Raw genomic sequence first — 26,122 nt, 5'->3', positions numbered from 1 at the left:
AGAGCCACACTGGTTACGAAATTCAGGAAGATTTTTCTCATAGACTACACACAACTCCTCAAAGTAAGAACTCTTACTATCATACTATAGAGGAGATTCATCCGGTATTCTAGGAGCCTTGCACAATCACCTTCGTACGTCTCCCTTTCTTCAACCAGCCGCTCACCTTCTCATTCATGGTTAACAGCCCCGAGATAACCAAAACGACACCGACCCACGTCACCCAGCTGACATGCTCTCCGTACACGATCGCACCGAGCCCAACGGCAATTGGTGGCGATATGTATAACCAGGTTGCCGGAAACAGCGGATTAGTGCGTGACATAATCCAATAGAATAGACTGTGCCCGACCATTGAACCGATGACCGTCAGATAGATCACGGACGACACCGCCGGTAGCACATCCAGTGCCGACATATTCCAGGATTCCGTCAGTGCAGAGAGGATAAATAACAGCACACCGCCATACATCATCTGCACCGCATTAATGGCAACAGGATTCATCTCACTGAATTGATGAATGACTTTTTTGGAATATAACGTACCTGCGGAATAACAGACTTCCCCCACCAGTACCGCGATGCATCCCCACAAAAATAAAGAACCTGCACCAAGCGATACGCCTGGCAAAACGACTAGTACGACACCTGTAAACCCGATCAGGCAGCCAATCACCATGCGGGCAGAGGTTTTCTGCCGCAATAATGCCGTTTGCATGAGCATAATCATCAGCGGTCCTGTTGCCGATAGAATAGCTCCTACACCGGAACTGACATGTTGCTCCGCCCAATATAATGTGGCAAATGTCGCAAATGTTAGACCTGCACCTGTAATCAGCATTTCTTTGCGGAATAACAGGGACAAGTTCACTTTTCCCTTCATCCACATCCATGTAAACATTAGAGCTCCCGCAATCAAAAATCGCAGTCCAGCAGATAGAAAAGGCGGCATACCTGCCTCTACACCAATTTTAATCGCCAGAAAAGTTGTTCCAAAAACGAGACACATTACGGTAAATGCAATCCCTACCATGTTAACCACTCCTTTATCTGTTCTCCATCATAGCTCATGGTCTATAGAACAGAATGAACAAAATAGAACAGTTACCTCCCTTTTGCTGTTACAATGGAGATCAAAAGGAGCGTGGGTCGGGTGAGCAGAACGGTAATGATGGCAGACAACAGCATGAAACGGTACGAGCAAGTTATCCACTATCTCATGGTACGGATTGAGGCTGGGGAGTGGGTTGAACAGGAAAAACTTCCTTCGGTACGAAGCTTGTCCGAACTGCTCGGCGTGCACCGGCTAACGGTTTTCAAAGCGTATCAGGAGTTAAAACAACGTGGGATCGTCTATGTTAGAGACAAATCTGGTTATTACGTCAGTCCAGCCAAACCACTATCCGATACAGATCAGGGAGATGATCCCTCCGTGTCGGCCTGGCTCCATTGGGACACACTTGACCGGGTCCAATCACTGGAAGCGGAATATCAGTTTTCCAAATCATTAATCGATCCTGCACTACTACCCAACCGATATTGGGGCGAATTGATGCGCGATCTGTTAGATCAATATCCTCGTCTACTCGGTACTTACTCAACGATCCAAGGCGATCTAGAGCTTCGTACCAGTCTAGCCAGCCATTTGACGGCAAAAGAACGCTTCTACCTGTCCTCTGACGAAGTACTGATTACATCCGGTGCTCAACAGGCGATTGATGTCATCTCCCGTGCACTGGTCAAGCCCGGAGATCGGGTACTGATTGAGCGACCAACTTACGGCCCTGCCATGGAAATTTTCCGCAAACAGGGTGCACGGCTTGTTTTTACCGATATCCATCCCGACGGGTATGATCTGGAGCAGATTGAGCATCTGATGAAAACAGAGAAGCCACGCCTCTTTTATATGACGCCGACGTTCCAAAACCCAACAGGCATCAGCATATCTGTAGAGCAACGCAAACAGTTACCTGAACTGGCTGAACAATATGGCTGTTTCCTGGTGGAGGATGACAGCACATACGATATTTATTTTAAAGAAAAACCGCCTGCGCCAATCTTCACTTATGATACTTCTGGACATACACTGTACATCCGCAGCTACAGCAAATACGTTGTTCCGGGTCTGCGAATCGCAGCCATTATGTGCCGTTCACATCTTATGGCAGGACTCCAGGCGATCAAAGCCCTGACAGATAACGGATCACCACTACTGAATCAGAAGCTGTTTCTACGTTACTTCCAGTCGGATCGTATGCATCAGCATCTGTCCAAACTTCGAACTGCACTTCAACTTCGAATGGAAGTGATGGAGCAGTGTCTGCTGGAGACAGACTGGACATGGACACGCCCCGAGGGCGGTCTGAACATCTGGGCCGAGCTTCCCGAGGGGATCGACACAGGCAGGTTGTTACACCAAAGCATGGAGCACTCCATTGCTTTTGTGCCTGGCACCGTGTTTGATCCCTCACACGCATCAGGTAGCCGCAAACTCCGTCTCTCCTTCTCCTACGCCCGTGAACAGCAGATTCGGGAAGGCATGGACAGACTGATCACTTTAGCGGCGAGAAGTTAAAAAGAAACTTAGTTTGGGATCGATGAAGAGAACTAGTAAGAGCAACAAAGACTCGAAGGAGTACCGGAATTTAGGCTGGATAAGGAAGTTTGAAGAGTGGATTGAACCTCGCCAAGTCTTAGAAGTGTGCAGAATTCTGAATGTACCCACTGACAGTGGGTCAACGAAAGCTCAGAGAGTCAACGAAAATGGGGAGAGGTGTCCAAGGCTTAGGTCAGACCACTTTTTGTCTATAATCAAAATGGCTGTTTCCTCTGTGGGCACATCGATGTCCACTTCATGCCAACGCTAACGATCACCAGAAATCTTATTTAGGCGTTTTTCACAACCTAAAAATGTAACGATCACCAGTGACCTTATTTCAATGGAAACATGTGATTTTTACCCATTTTCCATCGAAATAACTAAAATAGCGTCTCCTGAGATCGTTACATTCTTAAATCACCTGAAATGGAGCAAATAGGCTCATCTGTGATCGTTAGCGCCCGCTTCGAGTCCATGCAGTCAATCCGCTCACAGATCTTTTCTCTCGAATAACCGGATCGTGACGACATACGAAACAAAAAACAAGGTCACTATGGCTATGGCAATCCCCACGATAATGGGTGTTGTGATCAGCCCATCTTTACCCGCAACATCAAGAATAAACGCAGTCGGTTGAGCAAGAACAATTAAACAAACGAAGAAAACCGTATTAATAATGCCTGCTCCCTTTTTGCTGAGTGCATAGAAAAGTGGCATATAAATAGATACCAGTATAAATACCAACCCCATAGAAATAAGGATATCCAACAGGGAATAATGAGGTTTGTTGAGTTCAGGATAATTCAGGCTAACAATCTTGTGAATGCCGTAGGATACAAGCACTCCAAACAGGGAATAGAGAATGGAAGACAGATACTTTGCTTGCACGATCTGTTTGCGACTGACTGGAAGTGTAACTAAAAAGTTATGATTATGGTTTTTGATATCAATCATCGTAGCTAGCATAATCGAGCCAAAAGCCGTATAAATCCCTACGAGATACATGGACATTTCCATCTTCGGGATAAACGCCCAGCTGAAAATCACCACATACAGAGCAATAATCCACAACGAACTTCTCAGTGCAATAAAGTCTTTGCGAAGCAGATTAAGCATGTTGACGTCCTCCTTTTGCCGTGAAATAAATCAAGTCTTCCAGCGCGGGCCTATGCAAAAGAGCCTCACTGCCGAACATACGCTGTGCCTCCACTTTGTTGTCCGATAACGCTTCAAAACCAATCGATGTTTCACGTATGCCAACGAATTGACGCCGGGTATCCGCATCCAGTAGATCCATATCGCCTTTCACAATGGTGTAGCGCTCAAGTACGTCGTCTTTGGCTTCATTGAAAATCAGCTTGCCTTGATTAACAAAAGCGATATAGTCCGCGATCCGCTCCAGATCCGTCGTAATATGTGTCGAGAAAATGATGGATTTGGACTCGTCCTGAATCATGTCAGCCAGTAGATCAAGCAACTCCCTCCGAAAAATCGGATCAAGACCGGATGTTGGTTCATCCATGACAAGCAGATCGGCATCATGAGACAGAGCAACCGCAAGCGAGAATTTGATTTTCATGCCTTTGGATAAATCCTGGATTTTCTTTTTCGGAGACAATTCAAATTGTTCCAAATAACTCTTGAACACGGCATGGTCCCAGCGACTGTAAAAAGGAGCAATTAAACGTGACATCTCCCGGATGGTCAAATGTTCATAATAAAAGCATTCATCGGACACAATACCGAGCCGCTGCTTGACAGCCACATCACCGCTTGGATTCTCACTGCCCAGCGTTCTCACTGTTCCCCGATCAGGATGGATGAGTCCGGTAATCATTCGGATTAATGTACTTTTTCCAGCTCCGTTTGGGCCAATGAGCCCTGTGATAAATCCCTGTTTCACATCTGTGGATATGTTATCCACCTTAAATAACGGATACCCTTTCGTAACATTCCGCAATTCTATCGCATTCATCTTGCCTATTCCTCCTCTAACAGCAAAGTAAGATGATGAATCAAATCCTGTGTGCTCATGCCCAGTTCCTTGCTCTCCTGAATAACCTCAAGCATCTTCGCTTCTAATTGCTTCATACGTCTCTCCCGGATAAAATCCTGATTTGCACCGGATACAAAACTTCCCTTGCCAACTACGGAATCAATTAACTGATCCTTTTCCAGCTCTTCATATACACGTTTCGTTGTAATGACGCTGACTTGCAGATCTTTCGCAAGTTGACGGATGGAAGGAAGATGGTCTCCTGCTGCCAGTTCTCCGTTCAGAATGCTCTGCCGAATCTGGGATAAAATCTGGATATAGATGGGATCGCTTGATGCATTGGATATCCGTATATTCATGTTCGTTCCTTCACCTCATTGCCATTGTTTCATATTAATAACCAGGCATAGTGTATATATATAATATACACACTATATCCGGTTTAGGTCAACCTTTTTTATCCATTTTCTTACCTCCAATAGAAAAAACAAAAAAAAGAACGACAGTCCCCTGTCGTCCAAATCTTTACATCCGTCGTTTCGATTATATTTGCTGTCTGTGTCACTCGCTTCGTCAATTCCATCTAAGGTGACACTACGCACCTGTAACAACCTTATCCACCAGACCATATTCCACCGCTTCGGCTGCGGTGAGGAAATAATCGCGGTCAGAGTCTTTTTCAATGCGCTCCAGCGGCTGGCCTGTATGGTCTGCAAGCAACTGATTCAGACGCTGGCGGTGCTGGATAATCCGGTTTGCATGTATCAGCATATCGGATGCCTGCCCGCGTGTACCTCCATGCGGCTGATGAATCATAATCTCGCTGTTCGGTAACGCCATTCGTTTCCCCTTGGTGCCGCCCACCAGCAAAATCGTACCAAAACTCGCCGCCATACCGGTACAGATCGTCGAAATATCCGGCTTCACAAACTGCATCGTATCATAAATCGAGAAACCCGCTGTCACAGATCCCCCCGGACTGTTAATGTACATCTGAATATCTTTATCCGGGTCCTCGGCACTCAAAAACAATAATTGGGCCATAATGGCATTGGCCATCTGATCTTCAATCTCTCCTGACACCATAATGATGCGGTCTTTCAACAAGCGTGAATAAATATCATAACTCCGCTCGCCGCGAGCGGTCTGTTCTACCACGTAAGGTACAACGTTCATATATGTCGCCTCCTTATATTAGGCAGCCATGATTACCGTATATCCACCTCCATAAGGCATCGAAATCGTGCTCGAAGTGGCATAACCGTACATCAATGGCTGCATCGCTTGAGACGGCAGAGTCTGCTGCAAAATCGTACCCGCTACAGCCATCGGATCGTCCGTGCGATTCAGGCACAGATCAATTAGACGTGCGGTATCCCCTTGGCGGAAAGCCATCAGATAACTGCGGAGCTGCTCTTGCTCCAGATCAGCGTGCTCTTCCATCGTCGCCTGTTCCAATGCAGCATCCATCCCTGCTTCCTCCAATGTATGCCTAACCTTGGTTAAAGCTGTACGGGCACGGCTTAATGCCGCTTTTACAGCACCTTCGGTTGTATGCAGCATCTCAGCGGTTTCTGCCGTCTTATATCCCATGATTTCACGTAAAATATAGATTGCTCGTTGCCATGGTGGCAAGGTGTGAACTAACAGTTGCACCGCAGTCTCTAGCTCTTCAAATGATTCTTCTTCCGTACATTCGGACATCACAGCTTTCATCTCCGCGAGAATAGATCGCAGCTTCTCCTGCTTACGAATTCCATCAATCCATGTATTGCGTGCAATCCGAATCAGATAAGCCTCCCAATTAAACGACGCGTTTGATCTTTCGGAAGCTTGCACCATCTCTGACGATAATCCCTTAAGACAGGTTTCCTGTACGAGATCCTCTGTCTCTGTCACTGATTTGGTCAATGACAAGCAATATGCATAGAGTGAAGCCATTAGGTCAGGCAATATATCGTGCAACATGGGGTGCGAAATACGTTTCCCAACAGCATCCTTTGTACAATCCATATCATATCTCTGATTCGTTGTAGTAATCTGATTTATTGGACTAGCTTGATTCATTTGATTGGTAATTCCGCCATCTCCAACATGATCCGTCTTGTAATTACGCGTGTTACTCCATTCATGCTCAAGTCTGTTGACTTCGCAATCTGCGGACTTCACAAAGGCCATCTCGGGGGCCCCCCTTTGTTTGTTCCTGATTAATAATATAATTTGAACTAAAAATTTTACACAGGACACTCCGATGACAGAATAACCTTCCAATCGCTGTTATCTCCAGATTTTCTGGATTCCCTTTTCCAAAGGGAAAAATCCGGTGATAAAGGCGATCGCTTCGCTTTTTCAGGTTTTTTCTGTCCTCTCCGTTATAGTGTAAAAAATAGTTCAACTTATATTAATTAAGTGTTTCATTATGTAAACGAAGAACCTCCTGTAAAGGATACGCTCTTCTTCATTATTTTTTCAAAACAAAACTATTCCTAGATCTCCGGTTCTCCAATTTTAATGCCGAATCCTGATTTCGCATCGACATCGAACCTTAGCCCAGCGTCACCGTCATGCCTGTTCGTGCTATGGTAATGCCCTGATCCAGTTTATAGTCCTGCCTTACATCTACATCATGGGACATATGTGTAAAATAGGTGTGTCCCGGCTTCAACTCTCGCAAAAGCTCCTGCGCCTCCTGCATATCATACACCGAACGCGTCGAAAACTCCGCCAGCTCATGCACAAAACTTGTGCCCAATACCAGTAGATCCAGTCCATACAACGGTTCCCTCTCGTCTTCCTTCAAATCTATAGCATCCGAACAGTACGCCCACGCATAATCCTCACGCTCCAGCCGATATGCATAGGAAAAACCGTTATGTCCATGACACACTTTCCAGGAACGAACCTTCCATCCACCGAGTTCAATCCCGTTATCCGTTTCCATAAAATCCATGTGACGAGCGAGCCACGGAAATTGTCCCTGTATAGTAACAATTACCTCACGCGGGGCATACAGTTTTCCCTTCATGCCTAGCCAGCGGCACGCATCTGCCCATTCCGGCAAACCGCCGATATGATCAAAATGCGCATGTGTAATCAGTAACGTGTGCACCATCCGCATCCCCTGATCTTCCATCTGGGAACGCCAGTCCGGCCCGCAGTCGATCATAAACATCCCGTCTTCAGGCTGATCTTCCACGTGACTACCATCATGAATCATGACCGATGAACGTTTTCGTCGATTCTCTCCTGTCTGCCTCGCCTCTGCACATACCTCACAACTACAATACACCCTTGGGACACCCATGGCGTCGCCTGTGCCCAGAAATGTGAGCTGATTCATTCCGCATTCCCCTCTCGCTCCCTGAAGCCGATTCAGCTCAGATGTGATGTCTCTTCCTTCGTAATCAACAAAGTTGTGCCACAAATATTTTATGTAAATTGTAATCCCCTACCTCCGCTTTTGCAAAAAAAAGACTCCCCCACTCACAGCTCATCACAGCTGGCCGGGAAAGTCTGTCGTCTGACCGGGCTGGAGAAACCCAGCCTCAGACACGATGATTCCATATGCGTCCGCTCACACCAGCGCACGCAGTTTCAACGTCAGTTCACGGCCAGCAGGAACCTCTGAGGCATCCGTGATGACCCAGTTCCATGCCAGACGTTGCTCTAGCACCTCAGCCTGCTCTGCAGTCAACTGCAAACCGGTGATGATCCCCTCACCCACCGCGAAATCCTTGTCTGCTTGCAGATTAAATGCTTTTTCCAGCCAAATTCCAAGTCCTCCACGCGTATTAAACGTAATTCGATACCCGTTCTGTAGAGCCCCTTCCAAGTCCTCACCATGCTCGTCCGCATAGGAGAAAAACGTATCGTACCGATAATGCTCTTCGGATACGCTATCAAATGCCGCTACATCCTTGGCTTGAATCGCTTTTAATATATCCGCTTCTGGCATGCCCTTGCCGCGGGCCTGCTCCAGCCGAATCGCTGTGCTTTGGGACAATTTGATCTCTGTACTCATTACGGTCACACCTCTCTGCAATTACGATTATGCCAACATGTGTATTAGTATACTTCCTATTATAACCTTTTCGTAGTAAAAAACCTCCATCTCGGCATGCCGTAAAATGAAGGTTCACATTAGCTGCTACAGTCCTGCCAGCACCTGATACCATACGCCGCGTTTGGAATAGAGCGTCTTACGAACCTCATCCCATCCACCCAGATAGTTGATATCAAACAGTCCCGCTGGTGTCGGGAACGATTCTTTCGTCTCGGCAAATACATCCGGGTCTACCGAGCGGAAGCCGTGTTTCGCAAAAATACGCTGCGCTTCAGGTGTCCGCAAGTATGCGATAAAGGCTTCCGCCAGCTCCCGATTGCCATGTTTGTCAGCGTATTTATCCACCACCACTGCAGGATTTTCGATGAGTATCGTATTTTTCGGCACCACGATATCATAATCTACACCCTTTGCAATTCGAGCGAGTAACTCATTCTCGTATGTTACGATGACGTCGCCTACACCGTATTCAAATGCAGCCATCGAGGAACGGCCACTCTTATCCAGGGATTCAACGTTCTGGTGCACCTCTTCCAGAAATGCTTTGGCTGCGGCAGGGTCTTTCTTACCCTCTTTCTCCTCCGACAGCTTCAATCCTGCACCGTAGATCGCATTAATATCCCACTGTGCACCGCCGGATGTTTTCGGGTTAGGATACAGCACCTTTACGCCAGGCTTGGTTAAATCCTGAAAATCTTTAATCCCAAGTGGATTTCCTGCTCGTGTTCCCAGCACAACGATTGAACGAGTAATCATGCCCTCATTCGGCGTTTGTTTCCAATCCGTAGTGACCAGCTTGGCCTTCACCAGTTTGTCGATGTCACTTTCCATCGCCAGCAAGGCTACATCCGCTTCGAACCCGCCGACGATCGCTCTGGCTTGAGTTCCTGAGGCTTCATAAGACTCTTGAAAATTAATGGTCTGTCCCGTTTTGGCTTTCCATTCTGCCTGGAACTTGGGCAACAGTTCACCTACCGCATCCTTCGCTACGCTATATGCACCAATAACCAGTGTGTTCGAAGAATCCCCACTCGAAACCCCGTCTGGCTGCCCTGGCTCCTGCTTGCTACATCCGGCAGTCACACAGACGAGCACAAGCATCAGGATCACGTATAGAGGTATAAATTTCTTTTTGTTTTGGCTCGTCTGCATGGCCGCTCCTTCTTTCATTTCTGCTTTATTCTTAACATAACAGGCTCTAGATCATGACAGGCATCGGATCTTCTTTCAGTCGGTTCTCAACAACCCAGCTCTCCGAGTCGTTGAACAAATAGGCGCGGTGCACAAGCACACGAATCGTTTGCCCGATCTCCAGTGTCGTTTTCTCCAATGAGCGATAAGTGATGAGCTTATGTCCCTCCACCTCAACTTCAACCATCCATTCACTACCGCGGAAGTGGAGATGTTTCACAATGCCTTTTTCCGTTGCAGACAACATCGTGAACTCGTTTTTGAGTCCAATCTCGATATACTCGGGTCTGATCAGTGCGCGCGTATTGCCACCATGCACAGCATGTTCGAAACCTTTCAGCTGAGAGGCATCCTCCACCACCGTAGACTCCCCAATAAAAGTCGCCACGAATGGGGTCTGCGGATTTTTATAAATATCCCAAGGAGTACCCTTTTGCTCCAAACGACCTTGGCTGATAATCATAATCTCATCTGCTACTTCAATGGCTTCATCCTGATCGTGAGTAACAAAGATGGACGTGATGCCTACCCGCTCGATCAACTCACGCAGCCATGAACGAAGCTCTTGACGGATCTTTGCATCAATGGCTGCAAACGGTTCGTCCAGAAGCAGTAACTGTGGCTCAGGCGCAAGCGCTCTGGCAAAGGCCACACGTTGACGCTGTCCACCTGACAACTGGTGCGGATAACGCTGTTCGAAACCTTTCAGCCCAGTCAGCTCAACGAGTTCCATCACGCGATCACGAATCTGGGCTTTGGGTGTCTTTTTCACCTTGAGACCAAACGCAATATTATCAAAAACACTCATATGTTTGAACAACGCATAGTTCTGAAATACAAATCCAATGCCTCGCTCTTGAGGCGGCAGATGATTCACGACTTTTCCGTGGAAGCGGATCTCGCCCGACCCTGGGCTTTCAAGCCCTGCTAGCATACGCAGAATCGACGTTTTCCCGCCTCCGCTGGGGCCGAGCAAACCGATCAGATGTCCTTTGGCAATATCGAACGAGACATCTTTTACCGCATGAAAATCACCAAAGTGTTTGTTCAGATCACGAACTTCTACATGCATCTTAATGCACTTCCTTTCGCTTCTTGGCCCATTCCATCAGGAGCAGCAGTCCTACGGAGAAGGTTACCAGCACCAATGCCACACCGTTTGCGGCTGACACGTTGAAATTCTCTACATCCTGATACACCAGTGTTGTTGCTGTCTGCGTTTTATTCATAATGTTACCGGATACGACCAATACCGCCCCGAATTCTCCCAGTGAACGCGCTACCGTCAGAACCAGACCATAGACCACTGCCCAGCGGATGGAAGGCCAGGTAACACTCCAAAACGTTCTCCAGCCATAGGCTCCAAGTGTGGAAGCCGCCTCTTCCTGCTGCGAACCTAGCTCTTGCAGGACGGGCATAACTTCCCTTACCATCAACGGGAACGTAACGAACAACGTGGCAATAACCATGCCTGGAAAAGCATACACCACATTAAATCCGATGCCCTCAAAAAAACCTCCCATGATGCTGTTTGGTCCAAGCAACAAAACAATCATCAAACCGCCAATAACCGGCGATACCGCATAAGGTAAATCGACAATGCTGTTAAGCAGTCCTTTCACCCGATCACTCAGCCATCCTGCGCGGACCAGATAAATGGCCATCATGATGCCAAACAATGTATTTAACAGGGTAACCACCAGAACGACCAACCCTGTCATCATCAGAGCGTGAAGCGCTTCAGGACGCATAATGCCTTTAACAAAGCCGCCTGCACCATCCTCAAATGCGCCAATCAGAATCCGTCCAAGAGGAATGATCAACAGCAGTGTGAATACTACAAACGTAAGTCCGATTAAGAGTCTTCTCATCTTCTTCTCCCCCGCATCTGTACCAGATTGATCAGCCAGAGGATCAGGAAGGAGAGCGTTAGTAGCAACACGGATACGGCAGCAGCCCCAGTCGGGTTATCACTTTCAATCTCACCATAGATAAAAACAGAAGCGGTTAGTGTTCTGCCTGGAATATTACCGGCAACCAGTACAACCGCGCCAAATTCAGCGAGCGCTCTGGAAAAAGCCAACATTCCGCCGCTAATCATGCCAGGAGCCATAGATGGAAGAATGACCTGCATGAATGTACGTGCCTTGGAAGAACCCATCGTGTACGAAGCCTCTTCCTCGGAAGGATCGATCTCTTCCAGCAAAGGCTGCACTGCCCGGATGACAAAAGGAAAGGTAACAAAGGTCATCGCAATCACAATTGCAGGCTGATGAAAAACAATTTCAAACCCCATGGATTCAGCCAGTTTTCCGACAGCACTGATCGGGCCGAGCAACAGCATAATCATCAGACCGCCTACGGCTGTTGGTAACGCAAAAGGCAAATCGACGAGACTGTTAAGAAAGGATCTGCCAACGAATCGATATCTGGTTAACACCCAGGCAATCATGGTTCCTAAGACCACATTAATTATAGCGGCGACCACGGCCAGACGTACCGTTAACAGCACCGCCTTCCATGCGATCGGGTCCATGATACTCTCAGCAAAATTGCTCCATCCTTCGGAGAAGGAATTGGCGTATACACCGATGATTGGAAGTACAATGAGCACGATGAAATATAACAATACGGTACTGCGAAAACCCCAAGTCCATCCCTTGTGACGAAGAACGGTGTTCATTACTGTGTTCCCTCCCAGCCTCCGGCTTTAACTCCGGTCGGCAGTCTACCTGACTTCATACGACATTTTCCTGAGTTGGATAAGTTTACTTTATTATTATTCCCATTAGTCTACTTGGTTTTTGCTTATCTGATACTTTACCAGTTTGCAGTGCTGATCGTCAATGCTTTTATTCGAACTATTTGATGCCTCGAATACACAAATTTCCCCATTTTTAATAAACGATTTCAGTACATTACATTGGCGAAATTCCGTTCAATGTAATCAAACATTTGTGTAGCCTTCATCCTTGTATACATCCTTTTATAAATCGTTTATTTCTACCTGTAGAATCAATGAGTTTTGTTGATCTTCAGGTGGTTAAGTTACTATCTGAGGAGTTAAAATTGAGGAGAGCCATTACAACGACAAGGAGGAAAGACATGTTATACACACAAAATATATCAACATTTGCAAGAGATGAAATGAAGGATATCACACGGGAAGTCAAACAAGTTGTGCAAAGCAGCGGCGTGCAGAATGGCACCGTACTCATTTATTGTCCACATACAACAGCTGGCATTGCTATTAATGAAAATGCCGACCCTGATGTTAAACATGATGTCTTGTTACGTCTCGATGAGGTGTACCCATGGGAGCACCCTCAGTATCGTCATGCCGAGGGCAATACGGCCTCTCACCTCAAATCAATAACTACCGGTCCATCACAGACTGTCATCCTTCATGAAGGCAGACTACTTCTCGGACGCTGGCAAGGAGTCTATTTTTGCGAATTTGATGGACCGCGTAACCGGGAGTATTTTATTAAAATTATGGAAGGTTAAGTTCCATCTCCAAAAAAGACAAACACAAACAGGCGCTCCACCCTGTACCGGGGTTAGGAACGCCTGTCTTCATCTTCAGCGTATGAAAATAATATCTTTCGCATGATAACGTAATAAAGAGTTAATGTTATGATCAATCACCGCCTTGAAGTGTAGGGGCAGGCATAAGCGGCAAATTATTGCACGCCAGGCTGCTGACCCAAGTTACGGCACAATACTTTCACATGAGACAACGCAGAGGATTCGATCTCCGCAAACGTTAAACGATCTTGAATATGATACGATATGAATCCGTGCATAGCCAGAAACAAAGTACGCGGCACATGCTGAATATCTTCTTCGGCACAGCCCTCTTCCTTCATATACTGCCTGATAATCGACGCAAACAGTTCGAAACAACGTCCCTGCTCCGTACGACAATAGGACAACAACTCCTCGTCCCGAATCATAAACATAATCTCGTATTGATATGGATTTTCCAGACCAAATCGAATAAACTCCATCAAAATATGCTCCACTTTGTTCACGCCGCCTGCAACCGGCCTGACCATGGCTTGCAACAGTAGATGTCCCAGATGGTTGAAATCCTCCACCACGATCGCATAGAACAATTCTGCTTTTTCCTTAAAATGATAATACAGCGACCCATGACTATAGCCAAGATGCTGGCCGATGCTTCGCATCGAAATGGCGCGGTATCCTTTGGTAATAAAAAGATGCCTCGCCGCCTCCAGTATCCGCTCCCTCGACAACTCCTGTTCGACTGCTCTTCTAGCCATATATTTTATTCCCCTTCAATAAAATAAAGCCGCTGTCCCTCCGTGATCCGGGATTGCCCTTGCGTCAAATCCGTGATCCAGGCGATAAATGCCTCGGTTTCACTATCCGGCGGAAGACACGTTAACGTAACTTTATCGGTGAAAGCCGTTTCACCTGTACGCACTTCCCGGCCCCTTAACTCATTTTCCACTTTCCCAAGCCACGTATAATCCAGTTCGACAAATACTTCTCGATGCAACACTTTGGTAATGGCTTCACCTGCTTCAATCGCTGCCACAGCACCATCTGTATACGCACGAATAAGTCCACCAGCGCCAAGCATGATTCCCCCGAAGTATCTTGTAACAACAATCGCTACATTCTTTAATTGCTGATTCTTGATCACCTCAAGAATAGGTTTACCCGCTGTACCACTCGGCTCCCCGTCATCGGACTGCTTCTGAATCTCATCCCGCTCTCCAATCATGTACGCCGAGCAGTTATGTGTCGCATTCCAATGCTTTTTCTTGATATCATCAATAAAAGCAATAGCTTCTTCCTCAGTTGAGACCGGCATAATATGACCGATAAACCGTGATTTCTTGATCACAATTTCCAGTTGTCCCGATCCTCGAACCGTTCGATAACGTTCAATCATTTCCAATCCAACTTTCCTTAAATCATCCATTTTACAAGAAAGCAGTTCCCCGCATATTGCGGATGAACTGCCTTGGTTAATGACACCCGGGAAACGATACCCTGCAAAAGCTCGCATTCCCGGATGGACTTAACAATCTTTATTTAACTATATGAGCGAAGCCATGAATTATTCAGAAAGTCTCGCTTCGAGCGCTGCTTTCTCTTCTTCAAAGCCTGGTTTGCCCAGCAATGCGAACATATTTTTCTTGTATGCTTCCACGCCCGGTTGGTCAAATGGATTCACACCCAGCAAATATCCGCTGATGCCACATGCTTTTTCAAAGAAGTATACCAGATATCCGAAGGAATATGGAGTCATATCTGGAATGTTCACAATCAGATTTGGAACTTGGCCATCTGTATGTGCGAGCAACGTTCCTTGGAATGCTTTTTTGTTGACGAAATCCATCGTTTTTCCTTCCAGGAAGTTCAAACCGTCCAGATCGTCCGCATCAGCTTCAATGGAAATGTGTTCGGATACTTCTGCGACTTGAATAACGGTTTCGAAGATGTTCCGGCTACCTTCCTGAATGAATTGACCCATAGAGTGCAAGTCTGTGGAGAAATCTACGGATGCAGGATAGATCCCCTTGTAGTCTTTACCTTCGCTTTCACCAAAGAGCTGTTTCCACCACTCGGATACGAAGTGCAAGGAAGGCTCGTAGTTCACCAGAATCTCTGTTCCTTTGCCTTTACGATACAATGCGTTACGAACAGCAGCATATTGATAGGCTTCGTTCTCCGCTACATTCGGATTGCTGTACTCTTTGGAAGCATCAGCTGCACCTTGCATCATTTCTTCGATGTTGATCCCTGCTGTTGCGATTGGCAACAAACCTACTGCTGTGAGTACGGAATAACGTCCACCTACATCATCCGGGATGATGAAAGATTCATAACCTTCTTCATTCGCCAGCTTTTTGAGTGCTCCGCGCTCTTTATCTGTTGTTGCGTAGATACGTTTGCGAGCTTCCTCTTTCCCGTATTTTTTCTCCAGAGCTGCACGGAAGATACGGAATGCAATCGCTGGTTCAGTTGTTGTACCCGATTTAGAGATAACGTTCACGGAGAAGTCTTTACCTTCTACCAGATCCAGCAAGTGTGTCACATACGTAGAGCTGATGTTGTTACCTGCAAAATAAATCTCAGGAGTTTTGCGTTTGTCTTTCGGCAAGTTGTTGTAGAAGGAATGTGTCAGCATTTCGATCGCTGCGCGTGCTCCCAGGTATGATCCACCGATACCGATCACGATCAGCACTTCGGAATCGCTTTGGATTTTAGCAGCCGCTTTTTGGATGCGGGCAAATTCTTCTTTGTCATATGCTGTCGGAAGGTCGATCCAACCGAGATAGTCGGAACCTGTTCCTGTACCATTATGAAGTTGCTCGTGAGCCAAGCGGATCGGTTCAGCGAAATAGTCTACTTCGTGCTGGTTTACAAATTGCAAAGCTGTACTATAGTCAAATGTCACTTTTTTTGCCATGATCTCAAAAACCTCCTGATATCGGTATATTATTTCCGTTTTCCATGTTAAACAACTTGTCCTAAGGATACTTCAAATCCAACTTGCTGACAAGCTTATGCACGAACTTGGCTGTTAACATTCAAGAAGCAAAAAGGGCAAATCGAATCCGCAACAATGCGGTTCGAGTTCCCCTTCTTGTGTTATTCCGCCGGGTACGAGCAGACGTAGTCGGTAACGCTGCGTATCTCCAGTTTGAATTTGGATTCAGCAGGCACGTGGAATGTAGCTTGGCCTTGAATCTCTTGCCACTCTTCTTCACCAGGAAGCAATACTCTCAGATCGCCGGACAGAATCTCCATAATTTCGCGGGAATCTGTGCCGAACTCATAGTTACCTGGAAGCATGATACCTAGCGTCACTTTGCTGCCATCCCCCAAAATAACCGTTCTACTGGTTACCTGGCCATCATAATATATGTTGGCCTTTTTCACTACACTGACTTGATCGAATTGTGACATGCGTACCCGCTCCCCTGAAGTTAATGAAAACAAAAGGCAACACAGATCAGGGCAGCCATGCCGCCCTTGACTCTGCGGAAATAACAACTGTCATGAGCCAGAAGCGCCGGAAGACGTTCGGCCCATGACAGACTGTTGAAGTATAAAGTTTTAATTACAGCAATGCTTTTACGCGGCTAACTACGTTATCCACAGTAAAACCATACTCCTGGATTACACGGTCGCCAGGCGCGGAAGCACCGAATGTGCTGATTCCGAGAATGTCACCTTGATCTCCAACATATTTTTCCCAGCCCATTGGATAAGCCATTTCGATCGCCAGACGAGCCTTAACATCCGGAAGAAGAACGGACTCTTTGTAAGCTTTGTCTTGTTTCTCGAACAGATCCCAGCTAGGCATGCTGATTACGCGAACTTGAATCCCTTGCTCAGCAAGTGCAGCTTGAGCTTTAACAGCGAGCTGTACTTCAGAACCTGTCGCGATGATTTGTGCTACCGCTTTACCGTCTTTAGCATCGGACACCACATAAGCACCACGTTTAACGTTCTCACGTGCACCTTCTACAGTACCTTCGAGGATCGGCAAGTTTTGACGAGTCAGTACCAAGGCAACCGGGTTGCTCTTGTTCTCCAGCGCGTAAGCCCAAGCTGCAGAAGTTTCGTTACCGTCAGCTGGACGAATTACCGTCAGGTTCGGGATGATACGCAGGGAAGCCAATTGCTCGATCGGCTCGTGCGTAGGACCATCTTCACCAACAGCGATACTGTCGTGAGTCAGAACATACGTTACTGGCAGGCTCATCAGTGCAGCCAGACGAACAGCCGGACGCAGGTAGTCGGTAAATACGAAGAACGTACCGCCGAATACTTTCACGCCGCTGTGCAGTGCCATACCGTTCATCGCACCAGCCATACCGAATTCACGGATACCGAAGTAGATGTTACGGCCTGAATAGTCTTCCGGAGTGAAGTTTGCCAGGTTGTTCAAGTGCGTCATTGTGGAGCTTTCCAAGTCAGCAGAACCACCTGTCAAATGAGGCACATTGTGTGCAAGACCGTTCAGAGCGTTACCGGAAGCTACACGCGTAGACAATGCTTTGTCTGTTGCCGCATATTTCGGCAGATCACGATCCCAGCCTTCTGGAAGATCACCGTTAATTGCTGTTTCGAACTGAGCAGCCAGTTCAGGGTATGCTTTTTTGTACTCAGCAAATTGTGCGTCCCATGCTTTGTTTGCAGCAATACCTTTTTCTTTTACTTGAGCAAAGTGATCGCGAACTTCAGCTGGTACGTGGAAGTTTTCTTCATATACCCATTTATAATATTCTTTAGTCAGTTTAGCTTCTTCTGCACCCAGTGGAGATCCGTGAGTACCGCCGTGGCCGCCTTTACCTTGCTTGTTCGGGCTACCGTAACCGATAACGGTTTTCACTTCGATCAATGTAGGACGTGCTGTGTCTGCTTGACCTTCTTTGATTGCTTTTTCAATTGCGGGCAGATCGTTACCGTCTTCAACACGCAGCACTTGCCAGCCATACGCATCAAAACGTTTAGCGATGCTTTCGGAAGAAGACAGATCAAGTTTACCATCCAGCGTAATGTCGTTGGAATCGAACAACATGATCAGTTTACCAAGGCCCAGACGTCCAGCCAGGGAAGCAGATTCATGAGATACGCCTTCCATCAGGTCGCCATCACCGCAGATTGCATATGTGTAGTGATCAACAACGTTAAATTGATCTTTGTTATAAGTCGCGCCCAGTTGAGCTTCAGCCATAGCCATACCAACTGCCATTGCAATACCTTGACCCAGTGGTCCGGTAGTTGCATCAACACCAGCTGTATGTCCAAATTCCGGGTGACCCGGAGTTTTGCTTCCCCATTGACGGAATTGTTTCAATTCTTCCATAGGAAGATCGTAGCCGCTCAGGTGCAGCAAGCTGTACAGCAACATGGAGCCATGTCCTGCGGACAGCACAAAGCGGTCCCGGTTAATCCAAGTCGGGTGGTCCGGGTTATGAGTCATCGTTTTTGCAAAAAGCTGGTACCCCATCGGAGCGGAGCCCATCGGCATACCCGGGTGTCCGGAATTTGCCTTCTCAATTGCATCAATCGCCAAAGTACGTACGGTTGTAATCGACAGATTGTCGATTGTGGTGTTCTCGTCCTTTTGAATCGCTTCGTTCTTGTCAGTCATGGTTTGTCCTCCTCATGTCTTTAGATAAGTCGGGTGCGCAAGCGAGTCCCTCTCATCATACAAGCAAACCGCATAAACAATAAGTGAATCCGCTTGAATGTTTCATTTTGACTTATTCACTTTTGTATTGTATCACTTGCCGTGAAGCTTTTCCATAACCTTCTTTTAGAAAGTTACGGAAAAATTCGGCTGATTCTCGCTAAACCTTGTTAATCCATCGGATGAAGTATAACCTTTAAGCTGAAAACCATACACTTTTTAGAGATTAACGTGAAATTTGCATCTTCTAGTCTGTATCTCTCGATTCGAGAGCAAGGTGAACGGTTTATTTTTCAGATAGCTAGGTATGCTTCATTCCAAGGAGGGCTTGTAATGTCAGATGCAGTGCGACACCCGTCTCGTTCGTTAAAATCATCATTACCCTTGTTTTCCGGGATCATAACCGGAATCGTCAGCGGCGTTTTTCTAGGACTGTTTCTCAAAGTGGTCCAAACATTAACTGACGAAAAGGTATACACCTTGCTACTTAACATTGATTTTGTACCAGGGCTTCCTCCGCGCCTGCCGGAATGGATCGAATTTTTCCTGCACCTTGCTGTATCTGTTATCATCGGGATTTTCTATATCTGGTGGATCAGACGTTCAGGCCGTCCAGTCAGTAGAGGAATACTTATTGGAGCCGTCTCTTCCCTGCTCTATCTCCCTTTGTCTCCGTTATCCCCACGTGTACCCGATCTGAATGACGCTGGTGCCATTTTCTATTGGGTCGTTGGCCATCTTCTCTTTGGTACTTTGTTAGGTCTATGCGGAAAATACATACACGCCAAAAAGCGGCACCCGGTTCATCATTGAACTGGGGCCGCTCGGATTATAGTGGAGCACTCTCTGAGTGACTGAGTCTACTTCTCTTGCAAGGTTACGGATCAACCTTGCACAGTATTAAAGCGTAAACTTAGACTTAAAATACGACTGTTTTATTTTCGTGTACAAGAACACGGTCCTCCACATGCCATTTCACAGCCCGCGCAAGCACAACACGCTCAATAGTACGTCCAATGCGTTTCAATTCGGTCACATTATCCCCATGGCTTACACGCTGAACGTCCTGTTCAATAATTGGGCCGCCATCCAGCTCCTCCGTTACATAATGCGCCGTTGCGCCAATGATTTTAACACCACGGTTATAGGCTTGAGCGTATGGCTTACCTCCAACAAAGGCTGGCAAGAACGAATGATGAATGTTGATAATACGGTTACGGTAATGTTCAATAAACGTTGGAGAGATAATCTGCATATAACGGGCGAGAATAATCACATCCACATCGTTGCCGATCACTTCCAGTTGACGTTGCTCCGCTTCTTTTTTCGTATCGGCTGTAACCGGAATATGGTGATACGGAATGCCGAAAGACTCTACATAGTTTTTCATATCCAAATGGTTGCTGACCACAAGAGCAATATCCGCATCAAGATCGCCAGCCTGCCATTGCCAGAGCAGCTCTACCAAACAGTGATCCTCTTTGGATACAAAAATAGCCAACCTTTTTTTGCGGCTAACCGCTGAAAGAGACCATTCCATCTCGAAACGTGTTGCTACATCGGCAAAATCCGCTTCCAGCTTCGCCAAGTTGCTCTCCAGTTGCGGTAGATCGAACTCGATCCGCATAAAAAACATACCGCCTGACGGGTCCATCGTATACTGGTCAGACTGTACAATGTTGGCACCATGTTGATGCAAAAAGTGTGATACCGCTGCTACAATTCCCGGACCATCCGGACAGGAAATAAGCATACGCGCTCGATTGGCGCGGTTTTGATCATCAGGTCGTATTTGTTTTGCGTGAATCTCCATCGGGTTAATCTTCCTCCTTCAATTAGACAAGACATACATGAACTATATCAGGCAAGACTTGCAGGGATTACCCTGCAAGCCAAGCAATCAAGCGGTGATTGATTTGTTCTTCATTCAAATGCGGGAACAATGCCGCCTCTGTCACCATGTCATACAAGCGTTCCAGCGGTTCACGCGGATCAGCTTTTTTGGCTTTGGCATCATTTTTGAGCAGTGTCCACACATCAAGTACATACGCACGGGAATCCAGTTCCTTACCCTTGAAGAAGTGCTGCATTTGCTCGACTTCACTCAGGAACTCCTGACCGAAACGGCCTTCCACGTCTCCGCGCAGCAATGCAATTTCAATTTCATACATCGGTCGCTGGGTTTTGGCATCTTTACCAATCCACGGCGTTTCCAGAATGAATGGACGATTATTCAGCTTCTCATGGTTTACAATACGGTTGATTGCTTCAAAACCAATCCAGCCCGATCCAATCGGTGTATGACGGTCTTTGCGTGCACCGGCAGGGTTTTTACTATCGTTAATGTGCATTACAGCAATGCGGTCAAGTCCAACCGTTCGATCAAATTGATCCAGTACACCATCCAGATCATTGACAATGTCATAACCCGCATCATGAATGTGGCACGTATCCATGCACACCGTCAGACGTTCGTTATGTTTCACTTTCTCAATAATCTGTGCAAGTTCCTCGAAGCTCCGGCCCATCTCAGTCCCTTTGCCAGCCATCGTCTCCAGTGCAATATTCACATCGGTTTCCTGAATACCATCGAGCACTTCATTTAATCCTTGTGCAATACGTTCGATACCGTAATGAGCATCCTTATCCGTAAATGCACCAGGGTGCAATACGATGTTTTTCACACCAATGGCGTGAGTACGGCGAATTTCCTCCTGAAGGAAGTCCACAGCCAGTCCATATGTGCTGTCCTTGTAAGAGCCCAGGTTAATGATATAAGGAGCATGCACAACAATGTCCTCAAATCCGCCTTCCTGCATTGCAAGTTTGCCTTCCTCAATAAACATCGATTCAATAGGCTTGCGGCGTGTGTTCTGCGGTGCACCCGTATATATCATAAACGAACTGGAACCGTACGAGGACGCTTCCTTCGTTGCACTCAATAATCCCTTGTCCGAAAAGGACACGTGGGAGCCGATTTTCAGCATCAATAGATCCCCCTTTTTCTGAATTATCCACTATCATAACGCGATTATCGAAATAAATCTAGAAATGCGATATAATTCGAATGAGAGGCTATTTTTGACAGCAAATTACGGAACATGGACGCCTTTTCATCAGGGCGTGAAAATCAATAAACCGAGGTGATTTGGCAATGATTTTTAATACCTACACCCAGCTTTTAACGAGTAGTTCGCCCAGCAACTGGTTTATGAATACGATTGCGTTCTGGACGCTTTTGCTGCTTGGAAGCATGTGCATCGGTGGATTTTTCATGATGCGGAAGTTCCTTAAAGTGCTGCCGAAAGCTGACGGAAAGTCCAAGCTGGATTGGCAGAATCACTGGGTGGAGACAAGCCGCCACCTATGGACAGATGAAGCCAAAGCTTTTCTGGATCAGCTTGTTGAGCCTGTACCTGGCCCTTTTCGCGACATTGCCAAACATTCCATTGCTGCCGAGATTGGTAAAATTGCCGTGGAAGATCATGCAACCGAAGTGTCCAGAGACCATTGCATTAAAGGTTATATCATTGCGACACCAAAACGGGACAACAAATTTCTGGTTAAATTTCTGGAGAAAAATAAAATCGACTATACTCCATATCGCCATTTGATGAAATAATCATTCCATGAATTATAGCGTATGAACCGATTGGAAAATAAAGCAGGTCAGCATCGTTAGATGTGGTACCAATTTGGTTAAATTAAACACATGTTAGCTCCGCTCGGTAAGCCCTTTTCACTCATTTAACTTACCTTGCGGGGCTTTTTGACCCATAAGAGAGGATGTTCAATATGAAAATTGCCATTTGTGGAGGTACCGGATTTGTCGGAGGCGCACTTGTAGATTACTGGTTGCAGGCCGGACATCATGTGAAAGTAATCACTCGCAAGCTTCCTGACATGCATAATCCGAGTAAAAACCTTACATATATATCTTGGGATCAGCTCGAAGAAACGCCGCAGGAACTGGAAGGTTTTGATGCTCTGGTGAATCTAGCGGGTGAGACATTGAACCAGCGTTGGACAACGAAGGCCAAGTTGGAAATTGTGGAATCCAGAGTTACAACCGTTGCCCGGGTTGCTAAACTAGTGGAATCGCTACGACAAAAGCCAGAAGTTGTCGTCCAGGCTTCGGCCATGGCAATCTACGGCACCTCTCCCGATGAAACCTTTGATGAGAGCAGCCCGCAAAGGTCGATGAATTTTCCTTCCCGCGTCTCGGAACAATGGGAAGTTGCCGCCGATGCCATCCGGGATGTAAGACTGGTCAAAATCCGTGTCAGTCTCGTTTTGGGTCATAAAAAAGGGGCATTCCCATTGATGAAACTGCCCTATATGCTAGGATTTGGCGGCAAGATCGGCAGCGGCAAACAGTGGACCAGTTGGATTCACATCATGGATATCGTTCGATTGATCGACTTTACTATTCATAACAAAGAAATTTCGGGTCCAGTTAATGCTTCTTCGCCCAACCCGGTAACCAATGATGAATTCGGCCGTACGGTAGGCAAAGTCTATCATCGTCCTCACTGGTTCCCTGTCCCTGGCTTCCTGATCAAAACACTGGTTGGTGAACTATCCGTCGTCCTGCTTCAAGGACAACGGGTCATTCCACAAAAATCCTTGGATCACGGTTTTAAGTTTACCTTCCCCACATTGACTCAGGCTCTTGAGGACCTGAAGCATCGCGGGTTATCCGATTAAAACAAATTACATTTGGATCGTACAGTTCATCCTGACACTCGATAAACGTAGACCGATTCGGCCAGGATGAACGTATCCCCATCCGTCAGTGGATATTCTTTGTAAGGAGCCAGCAGTTTTCCTTGAAGCATCGTTCCATTGACGGAACCTAGATCCTTGAGAGCATAACCAGACTTGCTCCGACTCAATTCCACATGTGCACGGGATACACCTGTCGAGTTATCTACATATTGAACCATATCCGCTGCTCTTCCAATGACAAAAGATGCCCCCTTCACATCAACACGTTTGCTCCCTCCACCTTTATTTAGAGTTAATTCAAGGTAATATGATGGTAGACTAGAGCTTCTGTCTTCATTGGATAATCCGTCCAGTGGCTGCAGATTAACTGTTGCCTCAGCGGCTGAGCCCGTGAGATGGGATTCAGAAGTGCTCCCCCATTCCCTTTCCCGTTTCTCAGTATATGGTGGATTGAGCATTTCTTCAGACTTTAGGTTCATAGGGGATATGCTCATGCTGCGAAGGCGGGAAGAGGTATGATCTTCAGCAACCTCAGGCAAAGATTCAATGGATTTCCCCTTATCTTCTTCGGGCTTATCCATGGCATTCCAGCGCCAGCTCTCCTGAAACATCTCCTCTTCAACTTTAGCCCCCTTATCCTTTTTCTTACCTAGCACTGATAAAGAGAACGGGATACGAACGCCGGATACACCAGCGGAGCCACCCGTTCTTTTCCACATCCAACTCGCCACTGCAATGAGGCCAACACTTAGCGCTGTAGACAAAATCATTGCATTCTGACTTGGCTGTTGCATGTAGATAAATCTCCATACTAATGCCATGGAAACTATACAACCTAGCCAGATATATGTTGTACGCGAAGAGCTAGTGACCGAATTTTGCTCTTCCATCTCCACATTTTTCTGATCTACGGAAACAAATGATGAAGAGGACTCAGGCTGAGTTGAGGTCTGATTCTGATGAAAGTAGTTTGTATTTCTCGACGAAGGTTGGCCAGCTGTTGGCCTGTGTAACAAAGAATTCGAATAAGGGTCTACTTTTTTAATGTCTACATCCGGTTTGATGATTTGCTGGCGCTCACGTTGATGACGATCTGATTGTTCTGTATCAGGTTTATTGTAATTAAGTCTGGCGACGCTTTTCTTTTCAGGTAGCTGACTGGATATCGGTCGTGCTGGTTTACCAGTACACAATTCTAATAAAAGTTCACGTAATTGCCGAATGTCCCACCGCTCATCATCACATAACTGTAATACTCGTTGTATGCCCTCTCCTTCTAATTCCTGAACATGAGCCATAAGCTTGATTACCAAGTCACGGAATATCTGCGGGGGTTGCTTCTCCTGCCGGGCATGGGCATTCATCATGGGTACGTAAACTAAACCAAGCTCCCCTTGCTCCATTGCCCCCTGAATAAATATATAGTCTTCGTGAATACACAAATTTTGTGGTTCCAACATGTAGTGCCTGCACTCCACAAGAGCTTCTGCCAACTGAAATAAAAGATTATACAATACTGGCAAGCTGATTTGACTCGATTTTAACATCTGGGACAACATCTTATATCCGGAGATGTCATACTGTAACGTTACATTCTGATCAATCTCCCGAGTGAATAAAGGTAGCATACGAGGAATTCGATTCGAGGTTAACATACCGATCTGTACCCTGCTGAGTTCCTCCATTCGTAGCCCGTCCGCTTTTTCCAAAACCATAAATGTCCCGCCGTTACGTACGAAATCCCTCGTTAAGCCATACATACCGCTCCTCACTTTCCATTGTTTTAATATGTTAACAAAAGTCATTACACGGATGCTCCAATAACAGAGGAGCCTTTCAATCGCTGTTATTCCAGAGCAGAGCAACTACCCAAACATATAAATCCATGAGCTGACGAAACCGGGAAGTACAGCGAGCATAAACGGGAACTTCAACGTTTTTTCGTGACTTACGAGTTTAAGAGAGCCGAGTTTAAAGAAACCGAATATATTAAACATCATTGTACGTATTCTCTGCGACGCATCTTTGCGAAATAAAAGGATAACTAAGCCGATTAATCCAGCGTACAGAATGGAATATATGATCACGTGTATGCCAAATGTAAACCCCGTCCAGGCTCCTATGCCCCCAAATAACTTCACATCTCCTGCACCGACTGCACCGATGACGTACATTAAAAACAACATACCGAAACCAACAGCAAATCCAGCTAAAGAGAACCACATACCTCCCCAGCCTCCCCAGGCAAGATGAGCAAGAACTCCCATTGCCGTTACTGGTAGAGTCAACCGATTCGGAATTTTCATAGACCGTATATCGGTTACAAACGCCACCAGAAGATATATACCACAGATCACATAA

At 46.5% G+C, this 26,122-nt stretch carries 26 protein-coding genes; 5 read left to right on the top strand and 21 right to left on the bottom strand.

Annotation, left to right across the window (positions count from 1 at the left end; genetic code table 11):
- Window positions 1-109: 109 nt before the first annotated feature.
- Window positions 110-1,033 (bottom strand): EamA family transporter, encoded by a 924-nt coding sequence (locus tag MKY23_RS06960; RefSeq protein ID WP_339836588.1) that lies wholly within the window; start codon window positions 1,031-1,033, stop codon window positions 110-112.
- A gap of 135 nt (window positions 1,034-1,168) precedes the next feature.
- Here MKY23_RS06960 and MKY23_RS06955 point away from each other — a divergent pair, with 135 nt between their 5' ends.
- Window positions 1,169-2,575 carry a PLP-dependent aminotransferase family protein gene (locus MKY23_RS06955; RefSeq protein ID WP_261764447.1) on the top strand — a complete coding sequence of 469 codons (1,407 nt, stop codon included), beginning with the start codon at window positions 1,169-1,171 and terminating at the stop codon, window positions 2,573-2,575.
- 513 nt (window positions 2,576-3,088) lie between these two features.
- On the opposite strand, the gene MKY23_RS06950 is transcribed toward MKY23_RS06955, so the two are convergent.
- From MKY23_RS06950 to cysT, 11 genes are all read right to left on the bottom strand, one after another.
- Entirely contained in the window at window positions 3,089-3,715 is a 627-nt protein-coding gene (locus MKY23_RS06950; RefSeq protein WP_154958484.1) for an ABC-2 transporter permease, read from the bottom strand.
- Window positions 3,708-4,574, bottom strand: coding sequence for an ABC transporter ATP-binding protein (locus tag MKY23_RS06945; RefSeq protein WP_090918037.1), 867 nt, complete (start codon window positions 4,572-4,574; stop codon window positions 3,708-3,710). The genes MKY23_RS06950 and MKY23_RS06945 overlap by 8 nt, the downstream gene beginning before the upstream one ends.
- A 5-nt stretch (window positions 4,575-4,579) precedes the next feature.
- On the bottom strand, window positions 4,580-4,954 hold the full coding sequence (locus tag MKY23_RS06940; protein ID WP_339836584.1) for a GntR family transcriptional regulator: 375 nt from the start codon (window positions 4,952-4,954) through the stop codon (window positions 4,580-4,582).
- Between the two features lie 235 nt (window positions 4,955-5,189).
- On the bottom strand, window positions 5,190-5,771 hold the full coding sequence (gene clpP, locus MKY23_RS06935; protein ID WP_339836582.1) for an ATP-dependent Clp endopeptidase proteolytic subunit ClpP: 582 nt from the start codon (window positions 5,769-5,771) through the stop codon (window positions 5,190-5,192).
- A gap of 18 nt (window positions 5,772-5,789) precedes the next feature.
- Entirely contained in the window at window positions 5,790-6,773 is a 984-nt protein-coding gene (locus MKY23_RS06930) for an RNA polymerase sigma factor (RefSeq protein ID WP_339836580.1), read from the bottom strand.
- A gap of 367 nt (window positions 6,774-7,140) precedes the next feature.
- Window positions 7,141-7,935, bottom strand: a complete 795-nt coding sequence (locus MKY23_RS06925; RefSeq protein WP_339836577.1) for an MBL fold metallo-hydrolase — start codon at window positions 7,933-7,935, stop codon at window positions 7,141-7,143.
- A gap of 234 nt (window positions 7,936-8,169) precedes the next feature.
- Window positions 8,170-8,616 carry a hypothetical protein gene (locus MKY23_RS06920; RefSeq protein WP_154982772.1) on the bottom strand — a complete coding sequence of 149 codons (447 nt, stop codon included), beginning with the start codon at window positions 8,614-8,616 and terminating at the stop codon, window positions 8,170-8,172.
- A gap of 126 nt (window positions 8,617-8,742) precedes the next feature.
- A complete protein-coding gene (locus tag MKY23_RS06915; RefSeq protein ID WP_339836572.1) occupies window positions 8,743-9,810 on the bottom strand; it encodes a sulfate ABC transporter substrate-binding protein in 1,068 nt (355 codons plus the stop codon).
- 46 nt (window positions 9,811-9,856) lie between these two features.
- The gene (locus tag MKY23_RS06910) at window positions 9,857-10,921 is read right to left on the bottom strand and encodes an ABC transporter ATP-binding protein (RefSeq protein WP_154890902.1); all 1,065 of its coding nucleotides are present in this window, start codon (window positions 10,919-10,921) and stop codon (window positions 9,857-9,859) included.
- Between the two features lies 1 nt (window position 10,922).
- Window positions 10,923-11,720: a sulfate ABC transporter permease subunit gene (locus MKY23_RS06905; protein WP_090918049.1), complete on the bottom strand. Its 798-nt coding sequence runs from the start codon at window positions 11,718-11,720 to the stop codon at window positions 10,923-10,925.
- Window positions 11,717-12,532: a sulfate ABC transporter permease subunit CysT gene (cysT, locus tag MKY23_RS06900; protein ID WP_339836567.1), complete on the bottom strand. Its 816-nt coding sequence runs from the start codon at window positions 12,530-12,532 to the stop codon at window positions 11,717-11,719. Before cysT ends, MKY23_RS06905 begins: the two co-directional genes overlap by 4 nt.
- A 422-nt stretch (window positions 12,533-12,954) precedes the next feature.
- Here cysT and MKY23_RS06895 point away from each other — a divergent pair, with 422 nt between their 5' ends.
- Window positions 12,955-13,356 carry a secondary thiamine-phosphate synthase enzyme YjbQ gene (locus MKY23_RS06895; RefSeq protein ID WP_154890900.1) on the top strand — a complete coding sequence of 134 codons (402 nt, stop codon included), beginning with the start codon at window positions 12,955-12,957 and terminating at the stop codon, window positions 13,354-13,356.
- 176 nt (window positions 13,357-13,532) lie between these two features.
- Here MKY23_RS06895 and MKY23_RS06890 read toward each other — a convergent pair whose 3' ends face one another.
- The 5 genes from MKY23_RS06890 to tkt all read right to left on the bottom strand — a co-directional run bounded on the left by MKY23_RS06890 (window position 13,533) and on the right by tkt (window position 18,994).
- Window positions 13,533-14,135, bottom strand: coding sequence for a TetR/AcrR family transcriptional regulator (locus MKY23_RS06890; RefSeq protein ID WP_090918057.1), 603 nt, complete (start codon window positions 14,133-14,135; stop codon window positions 13,533-13,535).
- Window positions 14,136-14,140: 5 nt separating this feature from the next.
- Window positions 14,141-14,773: a YigZ family protein gene (locus MKY23_RS06885; protein WP_090918449.1), complete on the bottom strand. Its 633-nt coding sequence runs from the start codon at window positions 14,771-14,773 to the stop codon at window positions 14,141-14,143.
- A gap of 168 nt (window positions 14,774-14,941) precedes the next feature.
- Complete coding sequence (locus MKY23_RS06880; RefSeq protein ID WP_090918059.1) at window positions 14,942-16,297, bottom strand: glucose-6-phosphate isomerase; 1,356 nt, start codon at window positions 16,295-16,297, stop codon at window positions 14,942-14,944.
- A gap of 182 nt (window positions 16,298-16,479) precedes the next feature.
- Window positions 16,480-16,797, bottom strand: coding sequence for a pyrimidine/purine nucleoside phosphorylase (locus tag MKY23_RS06875; protein WP_090918062.1), 318 nt, complete (start codon window positions 16,795-16,797; stop codon window positions 16,480-16,482).
- A gap of 154 nt (window positions 16,798-16,951) precedes the next feature.
- Window positions 16,952-18,994 carry a transketolase gene (tkt, locus tag MKY23_RS06870; RefSeq protein ID WP_154890898.1) on the bottom strand — a complete coding sequence of 681 codons (2,043 nt, stop codon included), beginning with the start codon at window positions 18,992-18,994 and terminating at the stop codon, window positions 16,952-16,954.
- Window positions 18,995-19,366: 372 nt separating this feature from the next.
- Between tkt and MKY23_RS06865 the strand changes: the two genes are divergently transcribed.
- Window positions 19,367-19,846 (top strand): hypothetical protein, encoded by a 480-nt coding sequence (locus tag MKY23_RS06865; RefSeq protein ID WP_154890897.1) that lies wholly within the window; start codon window positions 19,367-19,369, stop codon window positions 19,844-19,846.
- Between the two features lie 106 nt (window positions 19,847-19,952).
- Here MKY23_RS06865 and purU read toward each other — a convergent pair whose 3' ends face one another.
- The gene (purU, locus tag MKY23_RS06860; protein ID WP_090918068.1) at window positions 19,953-20,846 is read right to left on the bottom strand and encodes a formyltetrahydrofolate deformylase; all 894 of its coding nucleotides are present in this window, start codon (window positions 20,844-20,846) and stop codon (window positions 19,953-19,955) included.
- 67 nt (window positions 20,847-20,913) lie between these two features.
- Entirely contained in the window at window positions 20,914-22,020 is a 1,107-nt protein-coding gene (locus MKY23_RS06855) for a deoxyribonuclease IV (protein ID WP_090918070.1), read from the bottom strand.
- Window positions 22,021-22,187: 167 nt separating this feature from the next.
- Here MKY23_RS06855 and MKY23_RS06850 point away from each other — a divergent pair, with 167 nt between their 5' ends.
- Window positions 22,188-22,655 carry a DUF2621 domain-containing protein gene (locus MKY23_RS06850; protein WP_154890895.1) on the top strand — a complete coding sequence of 156 codons (468 nt, stop codon included), beginning with the start codon at window positions 22,188-22,190 and terminating at the stop codon, window positions 22,653-22,655.
- A 173-nt stretch (window positions 22,656-22,828) separates the two neighbouring features.
- Window positions 22,829-23,740: a TIGR01777 family oxidoreductase gene (locus MKY23_RS06845; RefSeq protein ID WP_090918075.1), complete on the top strand. Its 912-nt coding sequence runs from the start codon at window positions 22,829-22,831 to the stop codon at window positions 23,738-23,740.
- 26 nt (window positions 23,741-23,766) lie between these two features.
- On the opposite strand, the gene MKY23_RS06840 is transcribed toward MKY23_RS06845, so the two are convergent.
- Window positions 23,767-25,566, bottom strand: coding sequence for a DUF6382 domain-containing protein (locus MKY23_RS06840; protein WP_339836554.1), 1,800 nt, complete (start codon window positions 25,564-25,566; stop codon window positions 23,767-23,769).
- Window positions 25,567-25,626: 60 nt separating this feature from the next.
- Complete coding sequence (locus MKY23_RS06835) at window positions 25,627-26,118, bottom strand: prepilin peptidase (protein ID WP_339839292.1); 492 nt, start codon at window positions 26,116-26,118, stop codon at window positions 25,627-25,629.
- Window positions 26,119-26,122 lie beyond the last annotated feature (4 nt).

This window comes from Paenibacillus sp. FSL R7-0272 (assembly GCF_037969905.1).
GTDB classification, from domain to species: domain Bacteria; phylum Bacillota; class Bacilli; order Paenibacillales; family Paenibacillaceae; genus Paenibacillus; species Paenibacillus polysaccharolyticus.
Note: the sequence above shows the minus strand (reverse complement) of the source record. Positions and strands in the feature narration are given on the sequence as shown.

Coding starts and splice junctions, on each gene's coding strand:
- MKY23_RS06955 (WP_261764447.1), top strand. CDS start 1,169: ATGATGGCAGACAACAGCATGAAACGGTACGAGCAAGTTATCCACTAT.
- MKY23_RS06915 (WP_339836572.1), bottom strand. CDS start 9,810: ATGCAGACGAGCCAAAACAAAAAGAAATTTATACCTCTATACGTGATC.
- clpP (WP_339836582.1), bottom strand. CDS start 5,771: ATGAACGTTGTACCTTACGTGGTAGAACAGACCGCTCGCGGCGAGCGG.
- MKY23_RS06905 (WP_090918049.1), bottom strand. CDS start 11,720: ATGAGAAGACTCTTAATCGGACTTACGTTTGTAGTATTCACACTGCTG.
- tkt (WP_154890898.1), bottom strand. CDS start 18,994: ATGACTGACAAGAACGAAGCGATTCAAAAGGACGAGAACACCACAATC.
- MKY23_RS06930 (WP_339836580.1), bottom strand. CDS start 6,773: ATGGCCTTTGTGAAGTCCGCAGATTGCGAAGTCAACAGACTTGAGCAT.
- MKY23_RS06960 (WP_339836588.1), bottom strand. CDS start 1,033: ATGGTAGGGATTGCATTTACCGTAATGTGTCTCGTTTTTGGAACAACT.
- cysT (WP_339836567.1), bottom strand. CDS start 12,532: ATGAACACCGTTCTTCGTCACAAGGGATGGACTTGGGGTTTTCGCAGT.
- MKY23_RS06865 (WP_154890897.1), top strand. CDS start 19,367: ATGTCAGATGCAGTGCGACACCCGTCTCGTTCGTTAAAATCATCATTA.
- MKY23_RS06890 (WP_090918057.1), bottom strand. CDS start 14,135: ATGGCTAGAAGAGCAGTCGAACAGGAGTTGTCGAGGGAGCGGATACTG.
- MKY23_RS06875 (WP_090918062.1), bottom strand. CDS start 16,797: ATGTCACAATTCGATCAAGTCAGTGTAGTGAAAAAGGCCAACATATAT.
- MKY23_RS06895 (WP_154890900.1), top strand. CDS start 12,955: ATGTTATACACACAAAATATATCAACATTTGCAAGAGATGAAATGAAG.
- MKY23_RS06850 (WP_154890895.1), top strand. CDS start 22,188: ATGATTTTTAATACCTACACCCAGCTTTTAACGAGTAGTTCGCCCAGC.
- MKY23_RS06910 (WP_154890902.1), bottom strand. CDS start 10,921: ATGCATGTAGAAGTTCGTGATCTGAACAAACACTTTGGTGATTTTCAT.
- MKY23_RS06855 (WP_090918070.1), bottom strand. CDS start 22,020: ATGCTGAAAATCGGCTCCCACGTGTCCTTTTCGGACAAGGGATTATTG.
- MKY23_RS06925 (WP_339836577.1), bottom strand. CDS start 7,935: ATGAATCAGCTCACATTTCTGGGCACAGGCGACGCCATGGGTGTCCCA.
- MKY23_RS06950 (WP_154958484.1), bottom strand. CDS start 3,715: ATGCTTAATCTGCTTCGCAAAGACTTTATTGCACTGAGAAGTTCGTTG.
- MKY23_RS06940 (WP_339836584.1), bottom strand. CDS start 4,954: ATGAATATACGGATATCCAATGCATCAAGCGATCCCATCTATATCCAG.
- MKY23_RS06845 (WP_090918075.1), top strand. CDS start 22,829: ATGAAAATTGCCATTTGTGGAGGTACCGGATTTGTCGGAGGCGCACTT.
- MKY23_RS06945 (WP_090918037.1), bottom strand. CDS start 4,574: ATGAATGCGATAGAATTGCGGAATGTTACGAAAGGGTATCCGTTATTT.
- MKY23_RS06840 (WP_339836554.1), bottom strand. CDS start 25,566: ATGACTTTTGTTAACATATTAAAACAATGGAAAGTGAGGAGCGGTATG.
- MKY23_RS06880 (WP_090918059.1), bottom strand. CDS start 16,297: ATGGCAAAAAAAGTGACATTTGACTATAGTACAGCTTTGCAATTTGTA.
- MKY23_RS06920 (WP_154982772.1), bottom strand. CDS start 8,616: ATGAGTACAGAGATCAAATTGTCCCAAAGCACAGCGATTCGGCTGGAG.
- MKY23_RS06885 (WP_090918449.1), bottom strand. CDS start 14,773: ATGATTGAACGTTATCGAACGGTTCGAGGATCGGGACAACTGGAAATT.
- purU (WP_090918068.1), bottom strand. CDS start 20,846: ATGGAGATTCACGCAAAACAAATACGACCTGATGATCAAAACCGCGCC.